At 72.4% G+C, this 21,682-nt stretch carries 18 protein-coding genes; 15 read left to right on the top strand and 3 right to left on the bottom strand.

Annotation, left to right across the window (positions count from 1 at the left end; genetic code table 11):
- Position 1: 1 nt before the first annotated feature.
- Entirely contained in the window at positions 2-757 is a 756-nt protein-coding gene (locus V5D56_RS17295) for a 4'-phosphopantetheinyl transferase family protein (protein ID WP_435736511.1), read from the bottom strand.
- Positions 758-964: 207 nt separating this feature from the next.
- Here V5D56_RS17295 and V5D56_RS17290 point away from each other — a divergent pair, with 207 nt between their 5' ends.
- The 10 genes from V5D56_RS17290 to V5D56_RS17245 all read left to right on the top strand — a co-directional run bounded on the left by V5D56_RS17290 (position 965) and on the right by V5D56_RS17245 (position 12,311).
- A complete protein-coding gene (locus V5D56_RS17290; protein WP_435736510.1) occupies positions 965-1,642 on the top strand; it encodes a VOC family protein in 678 nt (225 codons plus the stop codon).
- A 94-nt stretch (positions 1,643-1,736) separates the two neighbouring features.
- The gene (locus tag V5D56_RS17285; RefSeq protein WP_435736509.1) at positions 1,737-2,783 is read left to right on the top strand and encodes a DUF4037 domain-containing protein; all 1,047 of its coding nucleotides are present in this window, start codon (positions 1,737-1,739) and stop codon (positions 2,781-2,783) included.
- A 103-nt stretch (positions 2,784-2,886) separates the two neighbouring features.
- The gene (locus V5D56_RS17280) at positions 2,887-3,408 is read left to right on the top strand and encodes a hypothetical protein (RefSeq protein ID WP_435736508.1); all 522 of its coding nucleotides are present in this window, start codon (positions 2,887-2,889) and stop codon (positions 3,406-3,408) included.
- A 75-nt stretch (positions 3,409-3,483) separates the two neighbouring features.
- Positions 3,484-5,343, top strand: a complete 1,860-nt coding sequence (locus V5D56_RS17275; protein ID WP_435736507.1) for an alpha-glucosidase — start codon at positions 3,484-3,486, stop codon at positions 5,341-5,343.
- Positions 5,344-5,467: 124 nt separating this feature from the next.
- Positions 5,468-6,448: an ABC transporter ATP-binding protein gene (locus V5D56_RS17270; RefSeq protein ID WP_435736506.1), complete on the top strand. Its 981-nt coding sequence runs from the start codon at positions 5,468-5,470 to the stop codon at positions 6,446-6,448.
- Positions 6,445-7,440, top strand: a complete 996-nt coding sequence (locus V5D56_RS17265; protein ID WP_435736505.1) for an ABC transporter permease subunit — start codon at positions 6,445-6,447, stop codon at positions 7,438-7,440. The genes V5D56_RS17270 and V5D56_RS17265 overlap by 4 nt, the downstream gene beginning before the upstream one ends.
- 494 nt (positions 7,441-7,934) lie before the next feature.
- Positions 7,935-9,833 (top strand): acetolactate synthase large subunit, encoded by a 1,899-nt coding sequence (locus tag V5D56_RS17260; protein ID WP_435736504.1) that lies wholly within the window; start codon positions 7,935-7,937, stop codon positions 9,831-9,833.
- A 3-nt stretch (positions 9,834-9,836) separates the two neighbouring features.
- Positions 9,837-10,361 carry an acetolactate synthase small subunit gene (ilvN, locus tag V5D56_RS17255; RefSeq protein ID WP_251151781.1) on the top strand — a complete coding sequence of 175 codons (525 nt, stop codon included), beginning with the start codon at positions 9,837-9,839 and terminating at the stop codon, positions 10,359-10,361.
- A 65-nt stretch (positions 10,362-10,426) separates the two neighbouring features.
- Positions 10,427-11,452 carry a ketol-acid reductoisomerase gene (ilvC, locus tag V5D56_RS17250; RefSeq protein WP_435736503.1) on the top strand — a complete coding sequence of 342 codons (1,026 nt, stop codon included), beginning with the start codon at positions 10,427-10,429 and terminating at the stop codon, positions 11,450-11,452.
- 283 nt (positions 11,453-11,735) lie between these two features.
- Entirely contained in the window at positions 11,736-12,311 is a 576-nt protein-coding gene (locus V5D56_RS17245) for an ASCH domain-containing protein (protein ID WP_435736502.1), read from the top strand.
- Positions 12,312-12,319: 8 nt separating this feature from the next.
- On the opposite strand, the gene V5D56_RS17240 is transcribed toward V5D56_RS17245, so the two are convergent.
- Positions 12,320-13,540 carry an ROK family protein gene (locus V5D56_RS17240; RefSeq protein WP_435736501.1) on the bottom strand — a complete coding sequence of 407 codons (1,221 nt, stop codon included), beginning with the start codon at positions 13,538-13,540 and terminating at the stop codon, positions 12,320-12,322.
- A gap of 166 nt (positions 13,541-13,706) precedes the next feature.
- Here V5D56_RS17240 and V5D56_RS17235 point away from each other — a divergent pair, with 166 nt between their 5' ends.
- Both V5D56_RS17235 and V5D56_RS17230 read left to right on the top strand, forming a co-directional pair.
- The gene (locus V5D56_RS17235; protein ID WP_435736500.1) at positions 13,707-14,750 is read left to right on the top strand and encodes a 3-isopropylmalate dehydrogenase; all 1,044 of its coding nucleotides are present in this window, start codon (positions 13,707-13,709) and stop codon (positions 14,748-14,750) included.
- Between the two features lie 185 nt (positions 14,751-14,935).
- Complete coding sequence (locus V5D56_RS17230; RefSeq protein WP_435736499.1) at positions 14,936-16,072, top strand: branched-chain amino acid aminotransferase; 1,137 nt, start codon at positions 14,936-14,938, stop codon at positions 16,070-16,072.
- An 81-nt stretch (positions 16,073-16,153) separates the two neighbouring features.
- On the opposite strand, the gene V5D56_RS17225 is transcribed toward V5D56_RS17230, so the two are convergent.
- Positions 16,154-16,753, bottom strand: coding sequence for a hypothetical protein (locus tag V5D56_RS17225; protein WP_435736498.1), 600 nt, complete (start codon positions 16,751-16,753; stop codon positions 16,154-16,156).
- A gap of 332 nt (positions 16,754-17,085) precedes the next feature.
- Here V5D56_RS17225 and cimA point away from each other — a divergent pair, with 332 nt between their 5' ends.
- The 3 genes from cimA to V5D56_RS17210 all read left to right on the top strand — a co-directional run bounded on the left by cimA (position 17,086) and on the right by V5D56_RS17210 (position 21,650).
- On the top strand, positions 17,086-18,744 hold the full coding sequence (gene cimA, locus V5D56_RS17220) for a citramalate synthase (protein ID WP_435736497.1): 1,659 nt from the start codon (positions 17,086-17,088) through the stop codon (positions 18,742-18,744).
- A gap of 295 nt (positions 18,745-19,039) precedes the next feature.
- Positions 19,040-20,089, top strand: coding sequence for a lipoate--protein ligase family protein (locus V5D56_RS17215; protein WP_435736496.1), 1,050 nt, complete (start codon positions 19,040-19,042; stop codon positions 20,087-20,089).
- Positions 20,090-20,339: 250 nt separating this feature from the next.
- Positions 20,340-21,650 carry a sugar ABC transporter substrate-binding protein gene (locus tag V5D56_RS17210; RefSeq protein ID WP_435736495.1) on the top strand — a complete coding sequence of 437 codons (1,311 nt, stop codon included), beginning with the start codon at positions 20,340-20,342 and terminating at the stop codon, positions 21,648-21,650.
- The last annotated feature ends 32 nt before the right edge of the window (positions 21,651-21,682 follow it).

Below are 21,682 nucleotides of genomic sequence, written 5' to 3'. Positions count from 1 at the left end.
GTCAGCGGCGCGGGTCGTCGGCCGGGACGTCGGGTGCGTCCGGGTCGCACCACGCGACGGCGCCCGTGAACGGTTCCGGGAGCTGCACGTCGGCGACGTGCCATCCCGGGCCGGGCGACCGCGGCACCGGTCCCGCCCCGACGTCGTCGAGCGAGAGGTCCCGCGAGAGCCCCGTCCCGATCGCCTTGAGGTACGCCTCCTTGCGCGTCCACGTCCGGGCGAACGCGCCGCCGCGCGCGTCCTGCGCGTGGTCCGCGATCTCGGCGCGTTCGCGTGGGTGCAGGGAGCTCGAGACGCTGCGCACCACGCGGTGGTCGGGGACGCCCTCGACGTCCACCCCCACGGGGGTGGGGCCGATCGCGACCGCGAACGCCCCGAGGGTGTGCGCGAGGGAGAAGTGCGGACCGCCGTCGAGCACGGGCTTCCCGTGCGGGCCGCCGCACGACGGGCACGGTGACGGACGCGGCGACACGTCCTGCGGCTCCGCCGACAGCTCGCGCGCGAGCAGCAGCCGCAGGACGACGTGCGACACGACGTACGTCGCGCGGTCGGCGTCGTGCACGTACCGGTCGGCGCGAGCGCGCTCGTCCGCGTCGAGGACGCGGTCGCCGAGCCGTGACGCCCACGCGGCGCACCGCTCGACCGTGCCCCACCAGACCGCCGGCTCGGTGGACACTCGCGGTGACGGGGAGCGCTCGGCGAACGTGGCACGGGCGAGACCCGGCAGGTCCTCGACCCGCGGGAGGTCGTCGAGCATGCGGTCCACGGTGCGTCCTCCTGTCCGGCGTCTGCCTCACGATGCGGTGATCCTGATCGCACGCGCGACGTCGGCAGGTCACCGCGCTCGTCGGGCGGCGACCGGCGTCAGCATAGGACGGCTCGGGCGGGCGCGCCCGGTCAGGTCTCGCTACCGTGAGGCGAGGCTGGACGGCCAGGGACGGTCCACGTACCGGGAGGCTCCGAGATGACCGATGCGCCGAGCGACCGCATCACCGCACGCGAGTTCCACGACACCGACGGCGTGGAGGACTGGCGGGTCCTGCTCGCCACGGCCCAGACGCTGTTCCGCACGGGGTCGTTCACCGCGGGCGTCGAGCTCGTCGACGCGATCGGCGAGCTCGCCGAGGCGGCGGACCACCACCCCGACGTCGACCTGCGGTACGGGACGGTCACCGTGCGGCTCACGTCGCACGACGTCAGCGGCCTGAGCCGCCGCGACGTCGAGCTGGCCCGCCGCATCTCCGACGCGGCCCGCGAGCTCGACCTCCGCGCGGACCCGGCGGCCGTCCAGGAGCTGGAGATCGCGGTCGACGCCCTCGTGGGCCCGACGGTCCAGCCGTTCTGGCGCGCCGTCCTCGGGTACGACGAGGACGCGAACGACACGTCGGCCGCGCCCGCGCTCACGGACCCGGCGACGCACGCGCCGGCCTTCTGGTTCCAGCAGATGGACGCGCCCCGCCCGCAGCGCAACCGCATCCACGTGGACGTCACCGTCCCGCACGACGTCGCGGAGGCGCGCGTCACGGCGGCGATCGCCGCAGGCGGGCACCTGGTGTCGGACGACCGCGCGCCCGCGTTCTGGGTGCTCGCGGACGCGGAGGGCAACGAGGCGTGCGTGTGCACCTGGCAGTCTCGCGACTGAGTCCTCGCCGACGGCGCGGCGGCGCGTGGGTCGGCGGCTGACCGGTCCCGGGAAAGTCGTCGCGTCAGGTCGCGCGACCCGGCAGGATGACCGGGTGAACCACGGGGCAGACCTCGCACGGCGCTACGCCGAGCACGTGGTCGTGCCGCTCCTGCTCGGCCGGTGGCCCGGGCTGCCGTACGCGACGGCGCGGCTCGGCAGCGGGTCGGACGTGCTGGGCCTCGACGACCTGACGTCGCGCGACCACGACTGGGGGCTGCGCCTCACGCTCCTCGTCGACGAGCCGATGGTCGCGGCCGTGGACGCGCTGCTCGACGCCGAGCTCCCGGACCTGTTCGACGGGCTGCCGACACGCTTCGCGACGACGTGGGCGCCGCACGGTCCGCACCAGGTCGAGGTCGCCTCGCCGAGCGGGTTCGTGACGTCACGCCTCGGTGTCGACGCGACGCGCCCGCTGAGCGTCGCGGACTGGCTCGCGCTCACCGGTCAGGCGGTCCTGGAGGTCACGGCCGGTCCCGTGTTCACGGACACCGACGGTCACCTCACCGCCGCGCGCGAGCGCCTCGACGGGTATCCGGACGACGTGTGGCGGTACGTCGTCGCGACCGACTGGGTACGGCTCGGGCAGGAGCTGCCGTTCGTCGGGCGTGCGGGCGAGCGCGGCGACGACCTCGGCTCGCGGGTGGTCGCCGCGCGACTGGTGCGCGTCGCGATGCACCTGGGCTTCCTCCTCGAACGCCGGTGGCCGCCCTACGCGAAGTGGTTCGGCACGCTCTTCGCGCAGCTGCCGCGCGCAGGCGCGGTCGCTCCCGCGCTGCACGCGGCGCTCGCGGCCGACGACTGGCGAGATCGTGAGGCGGCGATCTGCCGTGCGGTGGAGCACCTGCACGCGCTCCAGGCCGACGTCGGGCTGCCCACGGCCGAGAGCGCGACCGGCCCGTTCTGGGACCGGCCCTACCGGGGGATCGGTCCCGTGCCGGAGATGGTGATCGCGTCGATCGCCGACCCCGAGGTCCGGTCGCTGCCGTCCGGCGTCGGGTCCGTCGAGCAGTGGGTGGACGACGTCGACGTCCTCATGGACCCGGACCGTCGCGTCGCCGCGGCGCGCGGCCTCGGCCAGGGGACGACGAGCCGTCGGTGACCGGGACGCGCAACCCGTCGGGAGGACTCGTCCGCCAGGCGACGGGCCGCCGACCCTGTGGACAGACGGTGGGGGACCCCGCGCGGGCTGCTTGACTGGCGCGATGCGACAGACCTTCGGGATTCTCCTGGCACTCGTGCTCCTCGGCGGGTGCACCATCCCCCGCGCGGCGGACGACGACCCGGACGGCGCAGAGCCGGCGGGGCAGCGGGTGACGGTGGCGGACGGCAGCTTGAGCCTCGGGGTACCGACGGGATGGGAGACGGTCGACGAGCTGCCCGACGGCGTGGCCTTCGCGGCGACCGAGGTCGACGACGAGAACCAGCAGCTCATCGTGACGACGTTCGACTCCGCAGGAGCGGCCGAGGAGAGAGTGCTCGAGGCTGCCGTGAGCATCGCCGGACAGGGTGGCGTGTGCCAGAGGCTCGTGGACGACACGACGTTCGGCGATCCGTACCTGGTGTTCGACTGCCCGTTCACCGAGCCCATGGTCATCCGCAAGGTGCTCGTCTCGGTGGTCGACGGCGAGCAGTCCGCCATGGTCCTCGCTCAGCTCGACGGTGCGACGCTCGACGACACGGCCGACGTCCTGACACCGTTCCTCGAGGGATTCGTCTGGGAGTGACGCGTGCCTGTGCGCGCGCCCACGCGCGCCGTCGGGCAGGGTGAGAGGCGAGGTCGTGACACGAGAGGACGGACGATGACGCAGCCTGCCCGGAACGACAGCGACGCCGCACCCCGTGGCGGTTGGCCAGGCACGGACTCGCCGGGCGACGCCCCGTGGTGGACGCGCGCCGTCGTCTACCAGGTCTACCCGCGCTCCTTCCAGGACTCCGACGGCGACGGCATCGGCGACCTTCCCGGCGTCCTGCAGCGTTTGGACCACCTCGAACGGCTCGGCGTCGACGTCGTGTGGCTCTCCCCGGTGTACCGGTCACCGCAGGCGGACAACGGGTACGACATCAGCGACTACCAGGACGTCGACCCGCTGTTCGGCTCCCTCGACGATCTCGACGCGCTGATCGCCGGGCTCCACGAGCGGGGCATGAAGCTCGTCATGGACCTGGTCGTCAACCACACGAGCGACGAGCACCCGTGGTTCCGCGAGAGCAGGGCGAGCACGGACTCCCCGACGCGCGACTGGTACTGGTGGCGTCCCCCGCGGCCCGGCATGGAGCCCGGGACTCCGGGCGCCGAGCCGACGAACTGGCGCTCGTTCTTCGGCGGCAGCGCCTGGGCGTTCGACGAGGCGAGCGGCGAGTACTACCTGCACCTGTTCGACACCAAGCAGCCGGACCTCAACTGGGAGAACCCCGAGGTGCGTCGGGCGGTCCACGCGATGATGCGGTGGTGGCTCGACCGCGGGGTCGACGGCTTCCGCATGGACGTCATCAACCTCGTCTCCAAGGTGGTCGGCCCCGACGGGTCGCTGCCGGACGGCGAGGTGCACTACGGCGTGCTCGGCGACGGCAGCCCGCACTACACCGACGGTCCGCGCGTGCACGAGTACCTCGCGGAGATGCACCGGGAGGTGTTCGCGCCGTACCAGGCGGCGGGACGGGAGATCCTCACGGTGGGCGAGACGCCGGGCGTCACGGTGGACCACGGCCGCCGCTACACCGACCCGGCACGGCGCGAGGTCGACATGGTGTTCCAGTTCGAGCACATGGGCGTGGACCACGGTGCCTCCAAGTGGGACCCCGTCCCGATGCGCCTGACGGATCTCAAGGCGACGTTCGGCCGCTGGCAGGTCGGCCTCGCCGAGGCGGGCTGGAACTCGCTGTACTGGGACAACCACGACCAGCCGCGCGTCGTCTCCCGGTTCGGTGACGACTCGCCCGAGCACCGCGTCGCCTCGGCCAAGGCGCTCGCCCTGCTGCTGCACCTGCACCGCGGGACGCCGTACGTCTACCAGGGCGAGGAGCTCGGGATGACGAACGCGCACTTCACGCGCATCGAGCAGTACCAGGACGTGGAGTCGCTCGGCCACTACCGCGAGATGGTGGAGCACGGCGTCGCGACGCCCGAGCAGATGCTCGCGGCGCTCGCGGCCATGGGCCGCGACAACGCCCGCACGCCCGTCCAGTGGGACGCGAGCACGAACGCAGGCTTCACGACCGGCGAGCCTTGGCTCGAGGTCAACCCGAACCATGTCGAGGTCAACGCGGAGGCGGCCTGGGCCGACGACGGCTCCGTCCTGCACTTCTACCGAAGACTGCACGCGCTGCGGCACGACGTGCCGGTCGTCGCGCTCGGTGACTTCCGCATGCTGCTCCCGGACCACGAGGCGCTGTACGCGTTCACGCGCGCGCTCGACGCGCCGTCCGACGGAGCCGGTCCCGACGCGGAATGGGTGCGCGACGAGCTCCTCGTGCTGGTCAACGTGGGTGGAGCGCCGCAGGTCGTGCCGTCCACCGTCCTGGACGGGTGGGGAGAGGCGTCCGTCCTCGTGGCGACCCACCCGGTGCCCGACGGCGCGGGCCGGGCCGTCGGCGTCGGGCACCTGAGGCCGTGGGAGGGCGTGGTCCTGCGTCGTCGCTCGGCTCTCCCTCGCAGGTAGGAGACCGGTCATGCCTGCGTAGGATCTTGTTCCGCTGCACGCCAAGCATGCCCTAGGCTCCTCGCAGCCGGCGACGACGCCGGGCGACGGGACCGCGGCGTCGGTCGCAGAGGGGAGCGCACGGGTGCACAGCACGGCGGAGGTGCCCGCGATCGAGACGCGGGGACTGCGCAAGACGTACCGGAGCCGGCGGGGGAGGGCGGTCGGCGTCGAGGGACTCGACCTGGTCGTTCCCGTGGGCGGCGTGCACGGGTTCCTCGGACCCAACGGGTCGGGCAAGACCACGACCATCCGGATGCTCCTCGGCCTCGTCCGCGCCGACTCGGGCTCGGCCCGCATCTTCGGCCAGGAGGTCCCGCGGCACCTGCCCGACGTCGTCGGTCGCGTCGGCGCGATCGTCGAGTCCCCGAAGTTCTTCCCGGCGTTCACCGCGCGCCGGAACCTGGACCTGCTCGCGGCGGCGATCGGCGCGCCGGGCGGGCGCGTCGGCGAGGTGCTGGAGGAGGTCGGCCTCGCCGACCGCGCGCGCGACCGCTACCGCGGGTACTCGCTCGGCATGAAGCAGCGCCTCGCGATCGCCGCGACGCTCCTCAAGGACCCGGACCTGCTCATCTTCGACGAGCCGACGAACGGGCTCGACCCCGCAGGGATCCGCGAGATCCGCGACACCATGCGCGGCCTCGCCGCGCGAGGCAAGACCGTGCTCGTGAGCAGCCACATCCTCGCCGAGGTGGAGCAGGTCGCCGACACCGTCTCGATCATCTCGCGGGGCCGTCTCATCGCGAGCGGTCGTGTGGACGAGCTCATCGGGGCGGGCGGTGCGTCCGTGCGCGTCGGCGTCGCGGACCTCGCCCGCGCCGCGGCGCTCCTGCGCGTGGCCGGCATGACCGTCCGGGAGGAGGGCCCGCACCTCCTGGTCGACGGCGTCGCGGACGCCGCGGAGATCACGCGCACCCTGGCCGCGCACGACCTGTGGGTGACCGAGCTCGTGCCGGTCCAGGCGGACCTCGAGTCCGTCTTCCTCGACCTCACGGCCCAGGCGGAGGCCGACGGCATCCCCGGGCGAACGGGCCGCGGAGCCCACGCCGAGGAGGTGGCGGCGTGAACCGGCTCGTGCGTGCCGAGCTGCGGCGGTACCGCGCGCGGTCGGCGATCCGCTGGCTGTCCGTCGCGACCGTCGCCGTCGCGCTCCTCACCGTGCTCGTCGCGTTCCTCGGGAGCCGCCCGACGCCGCCCGCCGAGGTCGCCGCGGCGGAGACGGCGTTCGCGCAGCAGCAGGAGTGGTGGCAGGACGAGGGGTTCGCACAGTGCGAGGAGGACGAGGAGCGGGCTCGTGAGAGCGACCCCGCGGTCGACTTCGGGTGCGAGAGCGGTGAGCCGAGGCTCGAGCACTTCCTCATGCCCGTCCCGACGCTCGAGGGCGAGGACGACACGTGGCCGCCGACCGGGGTGCAGACGCTCACGACGCAGCTCCCGTTCCTCGCGCTCGCCGGACTCGTCATCGGCATCACGTTCGTCACGGCCGAGCTCTCGACCGGCGCGATCGGGCTCTGGCTCACCTTCGAGCCCCGTCGTCGGCGCGTGTACTGGTCGAAGGTCGCCGCCGCCGCGGTGGCGGTGGTCCCGCTCGCCGCCGTCGCAGCGCTCGTCATGGTCGGCGGGGCGTGGGGCGCGTACGCGGCGAACGACCAGCTCGGCCCGGTCACCGCGCAGACCTGGACCGACCTTGCCGGCCTGTCCGCCCGCGCCGTCGTGGCGACCGCGGCGTTCGCGGCGGTCGGTGTCGCCCTGGGGACGCTCGTCCGGCACGCCGCCGCCGCGGTCGGGGTGGTCGTGGGGTGGCTCGTGCTCGAGCGGCTCGCCGTCGCTGCCCTGGACGAGCTCCTGCGCTGGTCCCTCCCCACCAACCTTCTCGCGTGGGTCCAGGGCGGGTCGAGCTACTGGGTCATGACGTGCGAGACCGATGCGACGGGCACGACGTGCGAGGGAGTCGAACGCGTCGTGTCCATGGCGCAGGGCGGGCTCGTCGTCGGCGGGGCCACGGTCCTCCTGGCTGTGCTCGCCGCCGTGGTGTTCCGCCGTCGCGACGTGTCCTGAGACCCGCTCCGGCGTGCGGCCCGTCCTGGAGAGGCGGGCCGCACGCCGCGCCGTCGGGCACGGACGTCGGAGGAGCGCAGCACCGCAGCGTGTCCCATCCCCTGAGACGGCCGCCTCGGCACGTGACATCCCCGAAACATGCGCGTACAGTCCCATGACGTGCAGACGATCCTCCTTGTAGTACTTCCTGAGCGCGCCGGCTGAGGCCACGCCCACAGGCTTCGTCAGCGCGCTCACCCCTCGTCCAGCCCGGCATCCCGGGTTCGAGGGGTTTTTTGTTGCCACGACACCAGCACAGCAGCAGAACTGCATCCGAGAAGCACAGCGCGACCGGCCCACCACGGCCACCGCGACTGCCGCACCGCGAGACCCGCGACCACCGGCAGACGTCCCGCGCGACCAGCACGACCGCACCACCACGGTCCGCTCCGGTACCGGCGGCGCACCCCGCACGGGGTGCCCGCCGGGCCGAGGCCAGACACGCAGGAGACACCATGGCCCAGGGTCCTACCCCGGCACCCCCGCGACCGGGTGCCACGGCACCCGCCGCGACGCCGAAGCCCGCCCCGTCGCCGGCGACGGTCGCCCCGCGCGGTGACACCCGCCGCGCGCAGGTCCGGCCCGCCCGGTCGGCGACGCCCGGCGAGGAGATGACCGGCGCGCAGTCGATCGTCCGCTCGCTCGAGGAGGTCGGCGCAGAGGTCGTCTTCGGGATCCCCGGTGGTGCGATCCTCCCGACGTACGACCCCCTCATGGACAGCACCCGCCTGCGCCACATCCTCGTGCGGCACGAGCAGGGCGGCGGGCACGCGGCCCAGGGGTACGCCCACGCGACCGGCAGGGTCGGGGTCACCATGGCGACGTCGGGCCCCGGCGCGACGAACCTCGTGACGCCCATCGCCGACGCGAACATGGACTCCATCCCGCTCGTCGCGATCACCGGCCAGGTCGCCGCGGGGGCCATCGGCACCGACGCCTTCCAGGAGGCGGACATCGTCGGCATCACCCTGCCGATCACGAAGCACAACTTCCTCGTCACCGACCCCGACGAGATCCCGCGGACCATCGCCGAGGCGTTCCACATCGCCTCGACCGGTCGGCCGGGCCCGGTGCTGGTCGACATCGCCAAGTCCGCCATGCAGTCGCAGACCACCTTCTCCTGGCCGCAGGACATCCACCTGCCCGGCTACCACCCGGTCACCAAGCCGCACAGCAAGCAGATCAAGGAGGCCGCGCGCCTCCTCGCGTCCGCACGGCGCCCCGTGCTGTACGTGGGGGGCGGGACGGTCCGGGCGAACGCGACCGCCGAGCTGCGCCGTCTGGTCGACCTCTCCGGCGCAGCGGTCGTCACGACGCTGATGGCGCGCGGCGCGGTGCCCGACACCCACCCGCAGAACCTGGGCATGCCCGGCATGCACGGCACCGTCCCCGCCGTGGCGGCGCTCCAGAAGGCCGACCTCATCGTCGCGCTCGGCGCGCGCTTCGACGACCGTGTGACGGGCAAGCTGTCGAGCTTCGCCCCGCACGCGGCGATCGTGCACGCCGACATCGACCCCGCGGAGATCGGCAAGAACCGCGACGTGGACGTCCCGATCGTGGGCGACCTCAAGGAGGTCCTCGCGGACCTCGTCCCCGAGCTCGAGCGCGAGCACGCGGCGCAGGGCCAGCCCGACCTCGCGGCCTGGTGGCACCAGATCGACGACTGGCGCGAGACGTACCCGCTCGGGTACACCGAGCCCGACGACGGCCACCTCTCGCCCCAGCACGTCATCTCGCGGCTCGGCGAGATCGCCGGTCCTGAGGCGCTGTACGTCGCCGGCGTGGGCCAGCACCAGATGTGGGCCGCGCAGTTCATCCGGTACGAGCACCCGCGCACGTGGCTCAACTCGGGCGGTCTCGGCACCATGGGCTTCTCGATCCCCGCGGCCATGGGTGCCAAGGTCGGGCGCCCGGACGCCACCGTGTGGGCGATCGACGGCGACGGCTGCTTCCAGATGACCAACCAGGAGCTCGCCACCTGCACGATCAACGAGATCCCCATCAAGGTCGCGCTGATCAACAACAGCTCGCTCGGCATGGTGCGCCAGTGGCAGACCCTGTTCTACGACAAGCGCTACTCCAACACCGACCTGCACACCGGGCACGGGACCGCGCGCGTGCCCGACTTCGTCAAGCTCGCCGACGCGTACGGGTGCGAGGGCATCCGGGTGGAGTCGGCGGGCGACGTCGACGCCGCGATCAGGCGCGCGATGGAGATCGACGACCGGCCCGTCGTCATCGACTTCAACGTCTCGCGCGACGCCATGGTGTGGCCGATGGTCGCAGCCGGCGTGAGCAACGACGACATCCAATACGCACGCGGCATCTCGCCCGCGTGGGACCGGGAGGACTGAGCCATGTCCCGCCACACGCTCTCCGTGCTGGTCGAGAACAAGCCCGGCGTGCTCACGCGCGTCGCCGGCCTGTTCGCGCGCCGCGCGTTCAACATCCACTCGCTCGCCGTCGGCCCGACGGAGCACGAGGAGATCTCCCGCATCACCGTCGTCGTCGACGTCGAGGAGCGCCCGCTGGAGCACGTGACGAAGCAGCTCAACAAGCTGGTCAACGTCATCAAGATCGTCGAGCTCGACGCGGCGGCGTCCGTGCAGCGCGAGCTCCTGCTCGTCAAGGTCCGTGCCGACGGCGCGAACCGCACCGGCGTCCTCGAGGTCGTCAACCTGTTCCGCGCCAAGGTGGTCGACGTCGTCCCCGACGCCGTGACGATCGAGGCGACGGGCACGGGCGAGAAGCTCGACGCCCTGCTCGGCGCGCTCGAGCCCTACGGCGTCCGCGAGATCGTGAAGTCCGGGACGGTCGCCGTCGGGCGCGGCGCGCGCTCCATCACCGACCGAGCGCTGGAACGCGTCGTCCGGTCCGCCTGACCATCACCTACCCTCCCATCAGACCTGCAGACCCTGCACCGCACCGAAGAACGAGGAGATCCACCGTGGCTGAGCTGTTCTACGACGACGACGCCGACCTGTCCATCATCCAGAGCAAGAAGGTCGCGGTCGTCGGCTACGGGAGTCAGGGACACGCGCACGCGATGAACCTGCGCGACTCCGGCGTCCAGGTGGTCATCGCGCTCAAGGAGGGCTCCAAGTCGATCGCGAAGGCGACCGACGCGGGCTTCGAGGTCAAGACGGTCGCCGAGGCGGCCACCTGGGCCGACCTCATCATGATCCTCGCGCCGGACCAGCACCAGCGCTCGATCTACAACGACGAGATCAAGCCGAACCTCGCGGCCGGCAAGACGCTCGCGTTCGCGCACGGCTTCAACATCCGCTTCGGCTACATCGAGGCTCCCGAGGGCGTCGACGTCATCCTCGTCGCGCCGAAGGCGCCGGGCCACACGGTCCGTCGTGAGTTCGTCGCGGGCCGCGGCATCCCCGACATCATCGCGGTCGAGAAGGACGCCTCGGGCCACGCCTGGGAGACCGCGCTGTCCTACGCCAAGGCCATCGGCGGCACGCGGGCGGGCGTCATCAAGACGACCTTCACGGAGGAGACCGAGACCGACCTGTTCGGCGAGCAGGCCGTCCTGTGCGGTGGCGTCTCGCAGCTCGTCCAGTACGGCTTCGAGACCCTTACCGAGGCGGGCTACCAGCCCGAGATCGCCTACTTCGAGGTGCTGCACGAGCTGAAGCTCATCGTGGACCTCATGTGGGAGGGCGGCATCGCCAAGCAGCGCTGGTCCGTCTCCGACACCGCCGAGTACGGCGACTACGTCTCCGGCCCGCGCGTCATCGACCCGCACGTCAAGGACAACATGCAGGCCGTCCTCGCCGACATCCAGTCCGGCGCGTTCGCGCAGCGCTTCATCGACGACCAGGACGCCGGCGCGCCCGAGTTCCACCGCCTGCGCGAGCAGGGTGCCCAGCACCCGATCGAGAAGGTCGGCAAGGACCTGCGTGCGCTCTTCGCGTGGAAGCAGCAGGACGCGGACTACACCGACGGTTCGGCTGCTCGCTGAGCCCTTCCTGAGCTCTTCTCGCTCGCCTTCCGGGGTGGGTGACCCCTGTCGCGCGATCTACCATCCGCGGTGCTCGTCCCTCGCACCGCTCCCGCCAGACCCGCCACGATCGCGCGACAGGGGTCACCCACCCCTGTGCGTGCACCTCACCTGGTCCACCGGTCTCCGAGGTGTCCGAGACGTCGTCATGACGGCGACCTCTCGTGGCCGGGTCGGCGACACGATCCGGGCGAACGGGGCGGTGGTCGGGGCGCTTCGGCGTGCGGTGGGACAGGATGAGGGCATGACGGCAGCGACGGGGGAACCGATGGCAGACGACGAGAACGGGGCCGGGCCGGAGGCGGCGGAGCCGGTCGAGCTCGTCGGCGCGACCGACGAGCAGGCGCAGGAGATCCTCGCCTTCTGGGAGGTCGCGCGACCGAGCGCGGGTCTCGGCAAGATCGGCGTCGTGGTCGGTCAGGGCGTGACGGAGAGCATGCCGCCGGCGGCCTGGTCGTTCGGTGACAACCCGGACCTCGCCGACTCGCTGCTCGCGGCCGTCCTCTCCGGTGCGAAGACCGCGACGTCGTCGTCGCTGTGGGAGTACGACGACGAGACGCCCGTCCCGGAGAAGGGCGAGCTGTCGATCCTCCTCGACGGCGCGGGGCACCCGCGGGCGCTCATCCGGACGACGACGGTCGACGTCGTGCCGTTCGGTGACGTCGACGCGGACTTCGCGCTGGCCGAGGGCGAGGACGACGGGTCGCTGGAGGCGTGGCGCGAGGGGCACCGCCGCTACTTCGAGCGAGTCCTCGAGCGTGACGTGCCCGAGGACATGCCCGTGGTGTGCGAGCGGTTCGAGCTGCGCTACCCGCGCTAGGCGGAGGACTACCCCGAGACGGTGGGCATGGCTGCGGGCGCGTGCCCGGGCCGGCCCGCCGCGGCGAGCAGGCGCGCCCGCACGTCCTGCGCGACGACGGAGCGTGCGCCCCGCAGGACGGCCAGCTCGGGCACGGCGCTCGTGACGATCGATCCGGTGGCCTGGTCGGTCGTGCGCAGGAGGCGCGCGGTCTCCTCCGCGAGCGCCGCGCCCCCTGCGACACCGGTCGGACCGCCCAGGACCACGGTGTCGGGCTCGAGGATCGCGACCACCGGCTGCAGGACGACCGCCACGCGCCGTGCGAGGTCGGCGACGAAGCGGTCCGTCTCCGGTGTCCCGACGTGCCGGGCGAGGACGTCGACCACCGTGTCGTAGGGCGTGGCGTCGCCGACGCCGGGGAGGCCCGCACGCGCGGCGATCTCGGCGATCCGCAGGCCACCGACGAGGTCCTGGGCGTTCACCGAGTCGTCGATGTGGTGCGCCGGCACGGGCAGGTAGCCGATCTCGCCCGCGCCGCCCGCCGTCCCCCGGTGGACCCGGCCGTCGACCCAGGACCCGAGGCCGATGCCCTCTCCCAGCCACAGCAGGCTGAAGGTGGCGTCCTCGCGCCCGGCGTCGCGCTCGGCGATGGCGGCGAGGTTGACGTCGTTCTCGATGCGGAACGAGACGCCGAGCGCGTTCTCGAGGTGGGCGCGCAGCCCGTGCCGCGGCCAGCCGGGCAGCTCGCCGACGAGGGCGAGGTCCCCGCTGCGCGGGTCGGGCGCTGCTTGCACGCCGACGACGACGCACGCGACGCGTTCCTGGGGGACACCCGCGGCGGCACACGCGTCGCGCCGTGCGGTGCGGACGTCGTCGAGCGCGGTCCGGTCCGGACCGGACCGGACGTCGGTGTCGCCGAGCGGACGGCCCAGGGCGTCCACGACGCTGGCCCGGACTCCGCCGGGCAGGACGTCCAGAGCGAGCCCGACCACGACGTCGGTGCGTGCCGCGTAGGTGACGGCCTGCGGTCCGCGCGCCCCCTGGACCACGCCCGTCGCCTCGATGAGGCCCGACTCCTCGAGCCGTGCGACGATCTGGGAGGCGGTCGGTCGCGAGACGCCGGTGCGGTCGCCGATCCGGGAGCGCGTCATGGGCCCTTCGTCGAGGAGGAGCTCGAGCGCCGCACGGTCGTTGATCGTCCGCAGCAGCCCTGGCGTCCCGGGGATCCTCGACGCGGAGGGAACGGTCATCGGTCGTCCTTCGAACGGGAATTAGGAAAGTTTCCTCACCGTGCCCCCTGGGAGCCTTCTTGCGCAACTCCCACAGCCGGTCGCGCGCGAGCCGGAGGGCGACCGAGGCCGTCCGAGACGTGAGACCGGCGTCCCGAGGGGTGGCTGGCGGCGTAGGGTCGAGGGCATGACGCGCACCATTGATCTGGCAGTCGTCGCCGGCGACGGCATCGGGACCGAGGTCGTCGAGCAGGGCCTCGCCGTGCTCGAGTCCGTCCTCACCGGTACGGACGTGAAGGTCACGACGACGCCCTTCGACCTGGGTGCGCGGCGCTGGCACGCGACGGGGGAGACCCTGACCGACGGCGACCTCGAGGCGATCCGCGGGCACGACGCGATCCTGCTCGGCGCGATCGGTGACCCGAGCGTGCCGTCCGGCGTCCTCGAGCGTGGGCTGCTCCTCAAGCTGCGCTTCGCGCTCGACCACTACGTCAACCTGCGCCCGGGCAAGCTCTACCCCGGCGTGACGTCTCCGCTGGCCGACCCGGGCGAGATCGACTTCGTCGTCGTGCGCGAGGGGACCGAGGGCCCGTACGTCGGGAACGGCGGCGCGCTGCGCACCGGGACGCCCCACGAGATCGCGACCGAGGTGTCCGTCAACACCGCGTTCGGCGTCGAGCGCGTCGTGCGTGACGCGTTCGCCCGCGCCCAGGCCCGTCCGCGCAAGCACCTGACGCTCGTGCACAAGCACAACGTCCTCGTGCACGCGGGCCACCTGTGGCGCCGCACCGTCGAGGCCGTGAACGCCGACTTCCCCGACGTGACGACCGACTACCTGCACGTCGACGCCGCGACCATATTCCTCACGACGAACCCGTCGCGGTTCGACGTGATCGTCACGGACAACCTGTTCGGCGACATCCTCACCGACCAGGCCGCGGCGATCACCGGCGGCATCGGTCTCGCGGCGTCCGCGAACATCAACCCGGACCGCACCGCGCCGTCGATGTTCGAGCCGGTCCACGGCTCCGCGCCGGACATCGCGGGCCAGGGCAAGGCGGACCCCACCGCGACGGTGCTGTCCGTCGCGCTGCTGCTCGACCACCTCGGTCTCAGCGACGAGGCGCAGCGCGTCGAGGCGGCCGTCGCGGCCGACCTCGCCGAGCGCGACGGCCGAGTACGCTCGACGGCCGAGGTGGGCCGCGAGCTCGCCGCTCGCGTCGCCGGCTGAGACCTCGACCGGTGCTCCGGCACCGGCAGGCCCCGGCTCTACGCCTCGGTCGTCGTCACCCCGGACCGGAACCCCTCCCGTTCTGACCCGGTGACGCCGTCCCGACGTCGTGCTGCCCGCAGAGGGCGAGCGGTCGTGGAAAACTAGGCGGAGACCACCCGGGTCGCCAGGTGAAAGGCCTCATGATGAGCACCCCGCTTGCAGCGCAGCACCAGCCGTCCTCCTCGACGGAGGACCTCATCGCCCTGTTCGACGTGCGCCCCTCGGACGCACCCCGTCCGCCCGCCGAGCGCGAGGCCGCGATCGCGGCCCCGAAGTTCGGCACGGTCTTCACCGACCACATGGCGCGGATCAGCTGGAACTCGACCGACGGGTGGGTCGACCGGCGCATCGAGAAGTACGGGCCGCTGCAGATCGACCCGGCGACGGCCGTCCTGCACTACGGGCAGGAGATCTTCGAGGGCATGAAGGCGTACCGGCACGCCGACGGCTCCGTGTGGACCTTCCGTCCGGAGGCGAACGCCGCCCGGTTTGCGCGATCGGCGCACCGCCTGGCGCTGCCCGCCCTGTCCGTGGACGACTTCGTCGGGTCCGTCACCGCGCTCGTGCGCACCGACGTCGACTGGGTGCCCACGGGCGAGGAGGCGAGCCTGTACCTGCGGCCGTTCATGTACGCGTCGGAGGCGTTCCTCGGCGTGCGGCCTTCGCTCGAGGCCGAGTACCTCGTCATCGCGTCGCCCGTCGGGCCCTACTTCTCGGGCGGCGTCAAGCCCGTGTCGATCTGGGTCGACCGCGAGTACAGCCGCGCCGGCGCCGGCGGCACGGGAGCCGCGAAGTGCGGCGGGAACTACGCGTCGAGCCTCCTGCCGCAGGTGGTCGCGCAGCAGCACGGGTGCGAGCAGGTGTGCTTCCTCGACGCGAGCACTCGCACGTTCCTCGAGGAGCTCGGCGGCATGAACGTGTTCGTCGTGCGGGCCGACGGTTCCGTGGAGACGCCCGAGCTCAGCGGCTCGATCCTCGAGGGCGTGACGCGCTCGTCGATCATCCAGCTCCTCACGGACCGCGGCCATGAGGTCGTCGAGCGCCGCATCCCGCTGGCCGAGCTCCTCGACGGGATCCGCGACGGATCCGTCACCGAGGTGTTCGCGTGCGGCACGGCGGCGGTCATCACGCCGATCGGCCGTCTCGCCGGGTCCGACTTCGACGAGACCATCGCCGACGGCGGGGCCGGTCAGCTGACCATGGCGATCCGCACCGAGCTCACGGACATCCAGACGGGCCGCTCCGCCGACCGGCACGGCTGGCTGCGCCGCCTCGCCTGAGTCCTCTTCCCGCTCGTGCCCGACGCCGGGGCGCACCTCCCGCCGGGAGACGCGCCCCGGCGTCGGGCACGGGGGAGCGGGTCAGACGGCCGGGCGCCGGACGATGGTGCGGCCGGCGACACCGGCCAGCAGCGACCACACCGCGATCCCGATGAGAAGGTTGATGAGCCCGGAGAGCGCCGCGGCGGTCATGTCGTCCGTCCACGCGAACGGCAGGACGGCGATCACGACGATGACGAGCGCCATGATCCAGCCGAAGAAGGCGCGCGGGCGCGGCGTGCTGAGGATGAGCAGGTGGAGCAGCCCTGCCGCGAGGATCGCGAGGATCGCGCCGTCGATCGCCCACGCGGCCTGCTGGGAGCCGGTCGCGAAGAGGTCGGGCGGCGGGACGAGCTCGATCGTGAAGATGCGCTCGAACACGATGACGCCGATCAGCCCGATGAGCGCGGCGACCAGGGCCGTCGCGGCCGCACCCGCCCAGAAGCGTCCGGCCTCGACGGTCAGGCGCGGGTCGGCGGGGCTCACGGTGCGCTGCGGCTCCGGAAAGTCTGCGCGGGGGTCGTGCGTCGGCGGCAGCGCGGGAGGCTGGCCCGGCGCAGCGCCGGCGGGCGGGACCGGCGGTTGGCCGTAGCGGCGGGTCTGGGGGTTCTGCGGGTCGTACCCGGGTGTCGGGTCGCTCATCGTCACTCCTCCGTCGGTCGCGTCGCGTGCACCCGAGCCGCGCCCGCTGCACGGGCCTGCCCAGTGGGTGGACGCTCTCGTCCATCCTGTCGGACTGTGGCACGATGTGCCCTGTGACACATCTCGTCTCCCAGCTCATTATCGAGTAGCGCGTCCGGTAGCACCCACCGGACGCGCAGACCTCCCGCACCCTCGGGGGGTCTTTTTGTTGTCGGGCACCACCCCCGCCCGACGACGCGGAACGCCGGGCCCGTCGCCTCACGAGGGCTCGACCCGGCCTCCTGGGAGCGGGAGCGCACGGCACCACCCGACGAACGGCAGGAAGAAGCACCATGACCTCGGTGACGACCCCCGGGACCGACCCTCGCAGCCCCCGGGTCTTCCACGTCTACGACACGACCCTGCGCGACGGCGCGCAGCAGGAGGGCATGAACCTCTCCGTCGCGGACAAGCTGGCGATCGCGCCCCTGCTCGACGAGCTCGGGGTCGGGTTCGTCGAGGGCGGCTGGCCCGGTGCCGTGCCCAAGGACACCGAGTTCTTCCGCCGTGCCGCCAAGGAGCTGCACCTGAAGCACGCGGTGCTGGCCGCCTTCGGCGCGACGCGCAAGGCGGGCCTTCGCGCGTGGGACGACCCGCAGGTCCGGGCCCTGCTCGACTCCGAGGCGCCGGTCGTCACGCTCGTCGCCAAGTCCGACGTCCGGCACGTCGAGCGCGCCCTGCGCACGACGCCCGACGAGGGGCTCGCGATGATCACCGACACCGTGTCCTTCCTCGTGGGGGAGGGGCGCCGCGTCGTCGTGGACGCCGAGCACTTCTTCGACGGCTACCGCCACGACCCTGCCTTCACGCGCGCCGCCGTGCAGGCGGCGTTCGACGCCGGCGCCGAGGTGGTCGCCCTGTGCGACACCAACGGCGGCATGCTGCCCACCTGGGTCGGCGAGATCGTCACGGAGCTGCGCGACGCCGTCGGGCTCGTGCACGGGCAGGACGCGCTCCCGGGAGACCCGCTGCTCGGGATGCACGCGCACAACGACTCGGGCTGCGCCGTCGGGAACACCCTCGCCGCCGTCGAGGCAGGCGCCGCGCACGTCCAGGGAACCGTCAACGGCTACGGCGAGCGCACCGGGAACGTCGACCTGCTGACCGTCGTCGCGAACCTCGAGCTCAAGCACGGGCTGCGCACCCTCTCCGGCGACGGGCTCGAGGAGGCGACACGCATCGCGCACGCCGTCTCGGAGATCACCAACATCTCGCCCTACGCGCGCCAGCCGTACGTCGGCGCGAGCGCGTTCGCGCACAAGGCCGGGCTGCACGCGAGCGCCATCAAGGTCGACCCGGACCTCTACCAGCACATCGACCCGACGGCCGTCGGCAACGACATCCGCATGCTCGTCTCCGACATGGCCGGCCGTGCGTCCATCGAGCTCAAGGGCCGCGAGCTCGGGTTCGACCTCTCGGGTCAGAGCGAGCTCCTCACGCGCGTGACCCACCGCGTCAAGGACGACGAGGCGAACGGCTACACCTACGAGGCCGCCGACGCGTCGTTCGAGCTGCTGCTCCGCGAGGAGATGACGGGAGAGCGCCCCGGGTACTTCCGCGTCGAGAGCTGGCGCACGATCATCGAGCGCACCGGGTCGCGCGGCACCGAGGCCACCGCCGAGGCGACCGTCAAGCTGCACGCCGGCGGTGAACGCATCGTCACGACCGGCGAGGGCAACGGCCCTGTCAACGCGCTCGACCACGCGCTGCGCCTCGCACTCACGCGCGTCTACCCCGAGATCGAGGCGTTCGAGCTCATCGACTTCAAGGTCCGGATCCTCGACACCGAGCAGGGCACCGACGCGATCACGCGGGTGCTCATCGAGACGACCGACGGCGCGTCGTCGTGGTCCACCGTCGGGGTCGGCCCGAACCTCATCGAGGCGGCGTGGGAGGCGTTGACGGACTCGGCGATCTTCGGGCTCGTGCACGCGGGGGTCGAGCCCCGCTGAGCTCACTGCCGTGAGGGTTCGCGGGCGGGCTTTCGCGGGCGGGCGTCCGCGGGCGGGGTCGCGGGTCTACCATCCGGCCGCTCGTGCCTCGCGGCCTCCCGCCAGACCCACCACGACCCGCGACCCCGCCCCCTCCGGCCCGCCCGCTCGTCCGTCACCTTGTCTCGCGAGATAGAACCGTGGTCCGCGAAGTAGTGCCGTGGTGTGCGAGGTAGAGCCGTGGTGCGAGAGGTCGTACCGCGTCGGGCCCGACGTCGGGCGGCCGGGTCTGTCGGGCCGGGCTTAGGCTGGGCGGGTGCGTGGTGAGTACAAGGTCCCCGGTGGCAAGCTCGTAGCGGTCGACGTCGAGGTAGAGGAGGGGCGGCTCGCCCGTGTCGCGGTGAGCGGCGACTTCTTCCTCGAGCCCGACGACGCGCTCGAGGACATCGACGGCGCGCTGACCGGGATGCCGGAGTCGGCGACCGTGGCGCAGCTGGCGAACGCCGTCCAGGGCGTGCTCGGCGACGGCGTGACGATGGTCGGGTTCTCGCCCGAGGCCGTCGCGATCGCGGTGCGTCGGGCGCTCGGTCACGCGACGGGGTGGCACGACCACGAGTTCGAGGTGATCCACGAGGGGCCCGAGTCCCCGGCGATGCACCTCGCGCTCGACCAGGTGCTCACCGAGGAGCTGGACGCCGGCCGGCGCGGGCCGACCCTGCGGATCTGGGAGTGGGCGTCGCCCGCCGTGATCATCGGGTCGTTCCAGTCGCTGCGCAACGAGGTCGACCTGGAAGGGGCGGCGCGGCACGGCGTCACGGTGGTGCGCCGGATCTCGGGCGGCGGGGCGATGTTCGTCGAGCCCGGCAACACGATCACGTACTCGCTGTACGTGCCGGCATCGCTCGTCGAGGGGCTGAGCTTCGAGCGGTCGTACGCGTTCCTCGACGACTGGGTGCTCGGCGCGCTCGCCGACGTCGGCGTGGAGGCGACGTACAAGCCGCTCAACGACATCGCGTCGCCGGCGGGCAAGATCGCCGGGGCGGCACAGAAGCGCCTGCGCGGGGGAGCGGTGCTCCACCACGTGACGATGGCGTACGACATCGACGCCGACAAGATGACCGAGGTGCTCCGCATCGGGCGCGAGAAGCTGTCGGACAAGGGCACGAAGAGCGCGAACAAGCGGGTCGACCCCGTGCGCTCGCAGACGGGCATGGCGCGCGTGGACGTCATCGAGGCGTTCAAGGCGCACTTCCGCTCGCGCTACCGCACGGTCGAGGGCAAGGTCACGCCCGAGGAGCGCGCACAGGCCGAGGAGCTCGCGCGGTCGAAGTTCTCGACGCCGGAGTGGACCTCGCGCGTCCCCTGACGCGCTTCCGGTGCCCGCCACGCCGCAGCGCCGCGGCAGGGAGCGCCTCGGGGGGCCAGCGATGGTCAAGATCGCGCAACATCTGCGCTCCGTGCTTCCGTTCGCGCCGCGGTGGCAGTAATCTTCACGCATACGTCCACTGGTGGAAGTAAGTTTCACGCCGCGCCGGCCGTCTCGGCAGCGCGCGGCACATCTGGGCACACGACCCGGCCGTCCCCCCAGCGGCCGACCAGAAAGGAAGTGTCACAGCATGCAGCGACGCAGCACGGTGGCCGTCACGGGCACCCTCCTCCTCGCACTCGGGCTGACCGCGTGCGGCGGGTCGGACGGCGGCGGTGACGCGGACAGCTCCGCGGACTCCGGCTCCGGCGACTACACGGGCGAGACCCTCACCGTCTGGATCATGGAGGGCACCAACCCGGACGCCGACGCGTTCTTCGACGAGGTGACGACCGCTTTCAAGGAAGAGACCGGCGCCGACCTCCAGATCGAGTTCCAGCCGTGGGCCAGCGCCCACGACAAGTTCACGACCTCCATCGCGGGCGGCACCACGCCCGACGTCGCCGAGGTCGGCACCACGTGGACCGGCGAGTTCGCCGAGGTCGGTGCGCTCACGGACCTCACCGACAAGATCTCGGAGGCCGGGCTCGAGGAGGACCTCGTCCCGGGGCTCGTCGAGTCGGCGACCCTGGACGGCGGGATCTACGGCATGCCGTGGTACGCGGGCGTCCGGTCGATCGTCTACCGCACCGACCTGTTCGAGGCCGCGGGCATCGAGCCCCCGACCTCGTGGGACGAGCTCGTCGCGGCGGCCGACGCGCTCAAGGCCGCGAACCCGGAGATCATCCCGTTCCCCGTCGCGGGTGACAGCCAGTACGGCGCGATGCCGTTCATCTGGGGCGCCGGCGGCGACCTCGCGACGCAGGACGGCGACACCTGGACCTCGGAGATCAGCTCCCCGGAGTCGGTCGAAGGGCTCGAGTTCTACACCGGCCTCGCGACGGAGCACGGCTTCTCGACGGCCGCCGCGACGACGTGGAAGGAGACGGACCTCCTCGCCGCGTTCGAGCAGGGCCAGGTCGGCATGATGATCTCCGGCTCGTGGACCCCGGGGAAGATCGTCGCCGACGTCCCCGACATGGAGGGCAAGATCGGCGCCTTCCCGATCCCCGGCCAGACCGACGGTCTGTCCGACTCCTTCCTCGGCGGCTCGCACCTCGGCGTCTTCGCCGAGAGCGACAAGCAGGACCTCGCCTGGGAGTTCGTCGAGATGATGACGACGGGCGAGCTCGCGGAGGAGTGGGGGCAGCAGTCCGGCTACTTCCCGGGCCAGACGTCGCTCCTCGAGAAGGTCATCGAGGAGGACGACCCGCTGGTGGCGCCGTTCGCCGAGCAGATGGTCGAGGCCGGCCGCTCCGTGCCGGTGACGCCGCTGTACGGGCAGATCCAGGGCAAGAAGACGCTGGAGACGATGCTCCAGTCGATCCTCTCCGGCAGTGCGAGCGTCCAGGAGGCGGCCGACACCGCCGCCGCCGACATGGACGAGACGTTCGGTTCCTGACCGGGCGCGACCGGCGCCGGGCCGCGGCCATC

Origin of the sequence: Cellulosimicrobium sp. PMB13, from assembly GCF_051294865.1 — a bacterium.
In the GTDB taxonomy this organism is placed as follows: Bacteria; Actinomycetota; Actinomycetes; order Actinomycetales; family Cellulomonadaceae; genus Cellulosimicrobium.
Note: the sequence above shows the minus strand (reverse complement) of the source record. Positions and strands in the feature narration are given on the sequence as shown.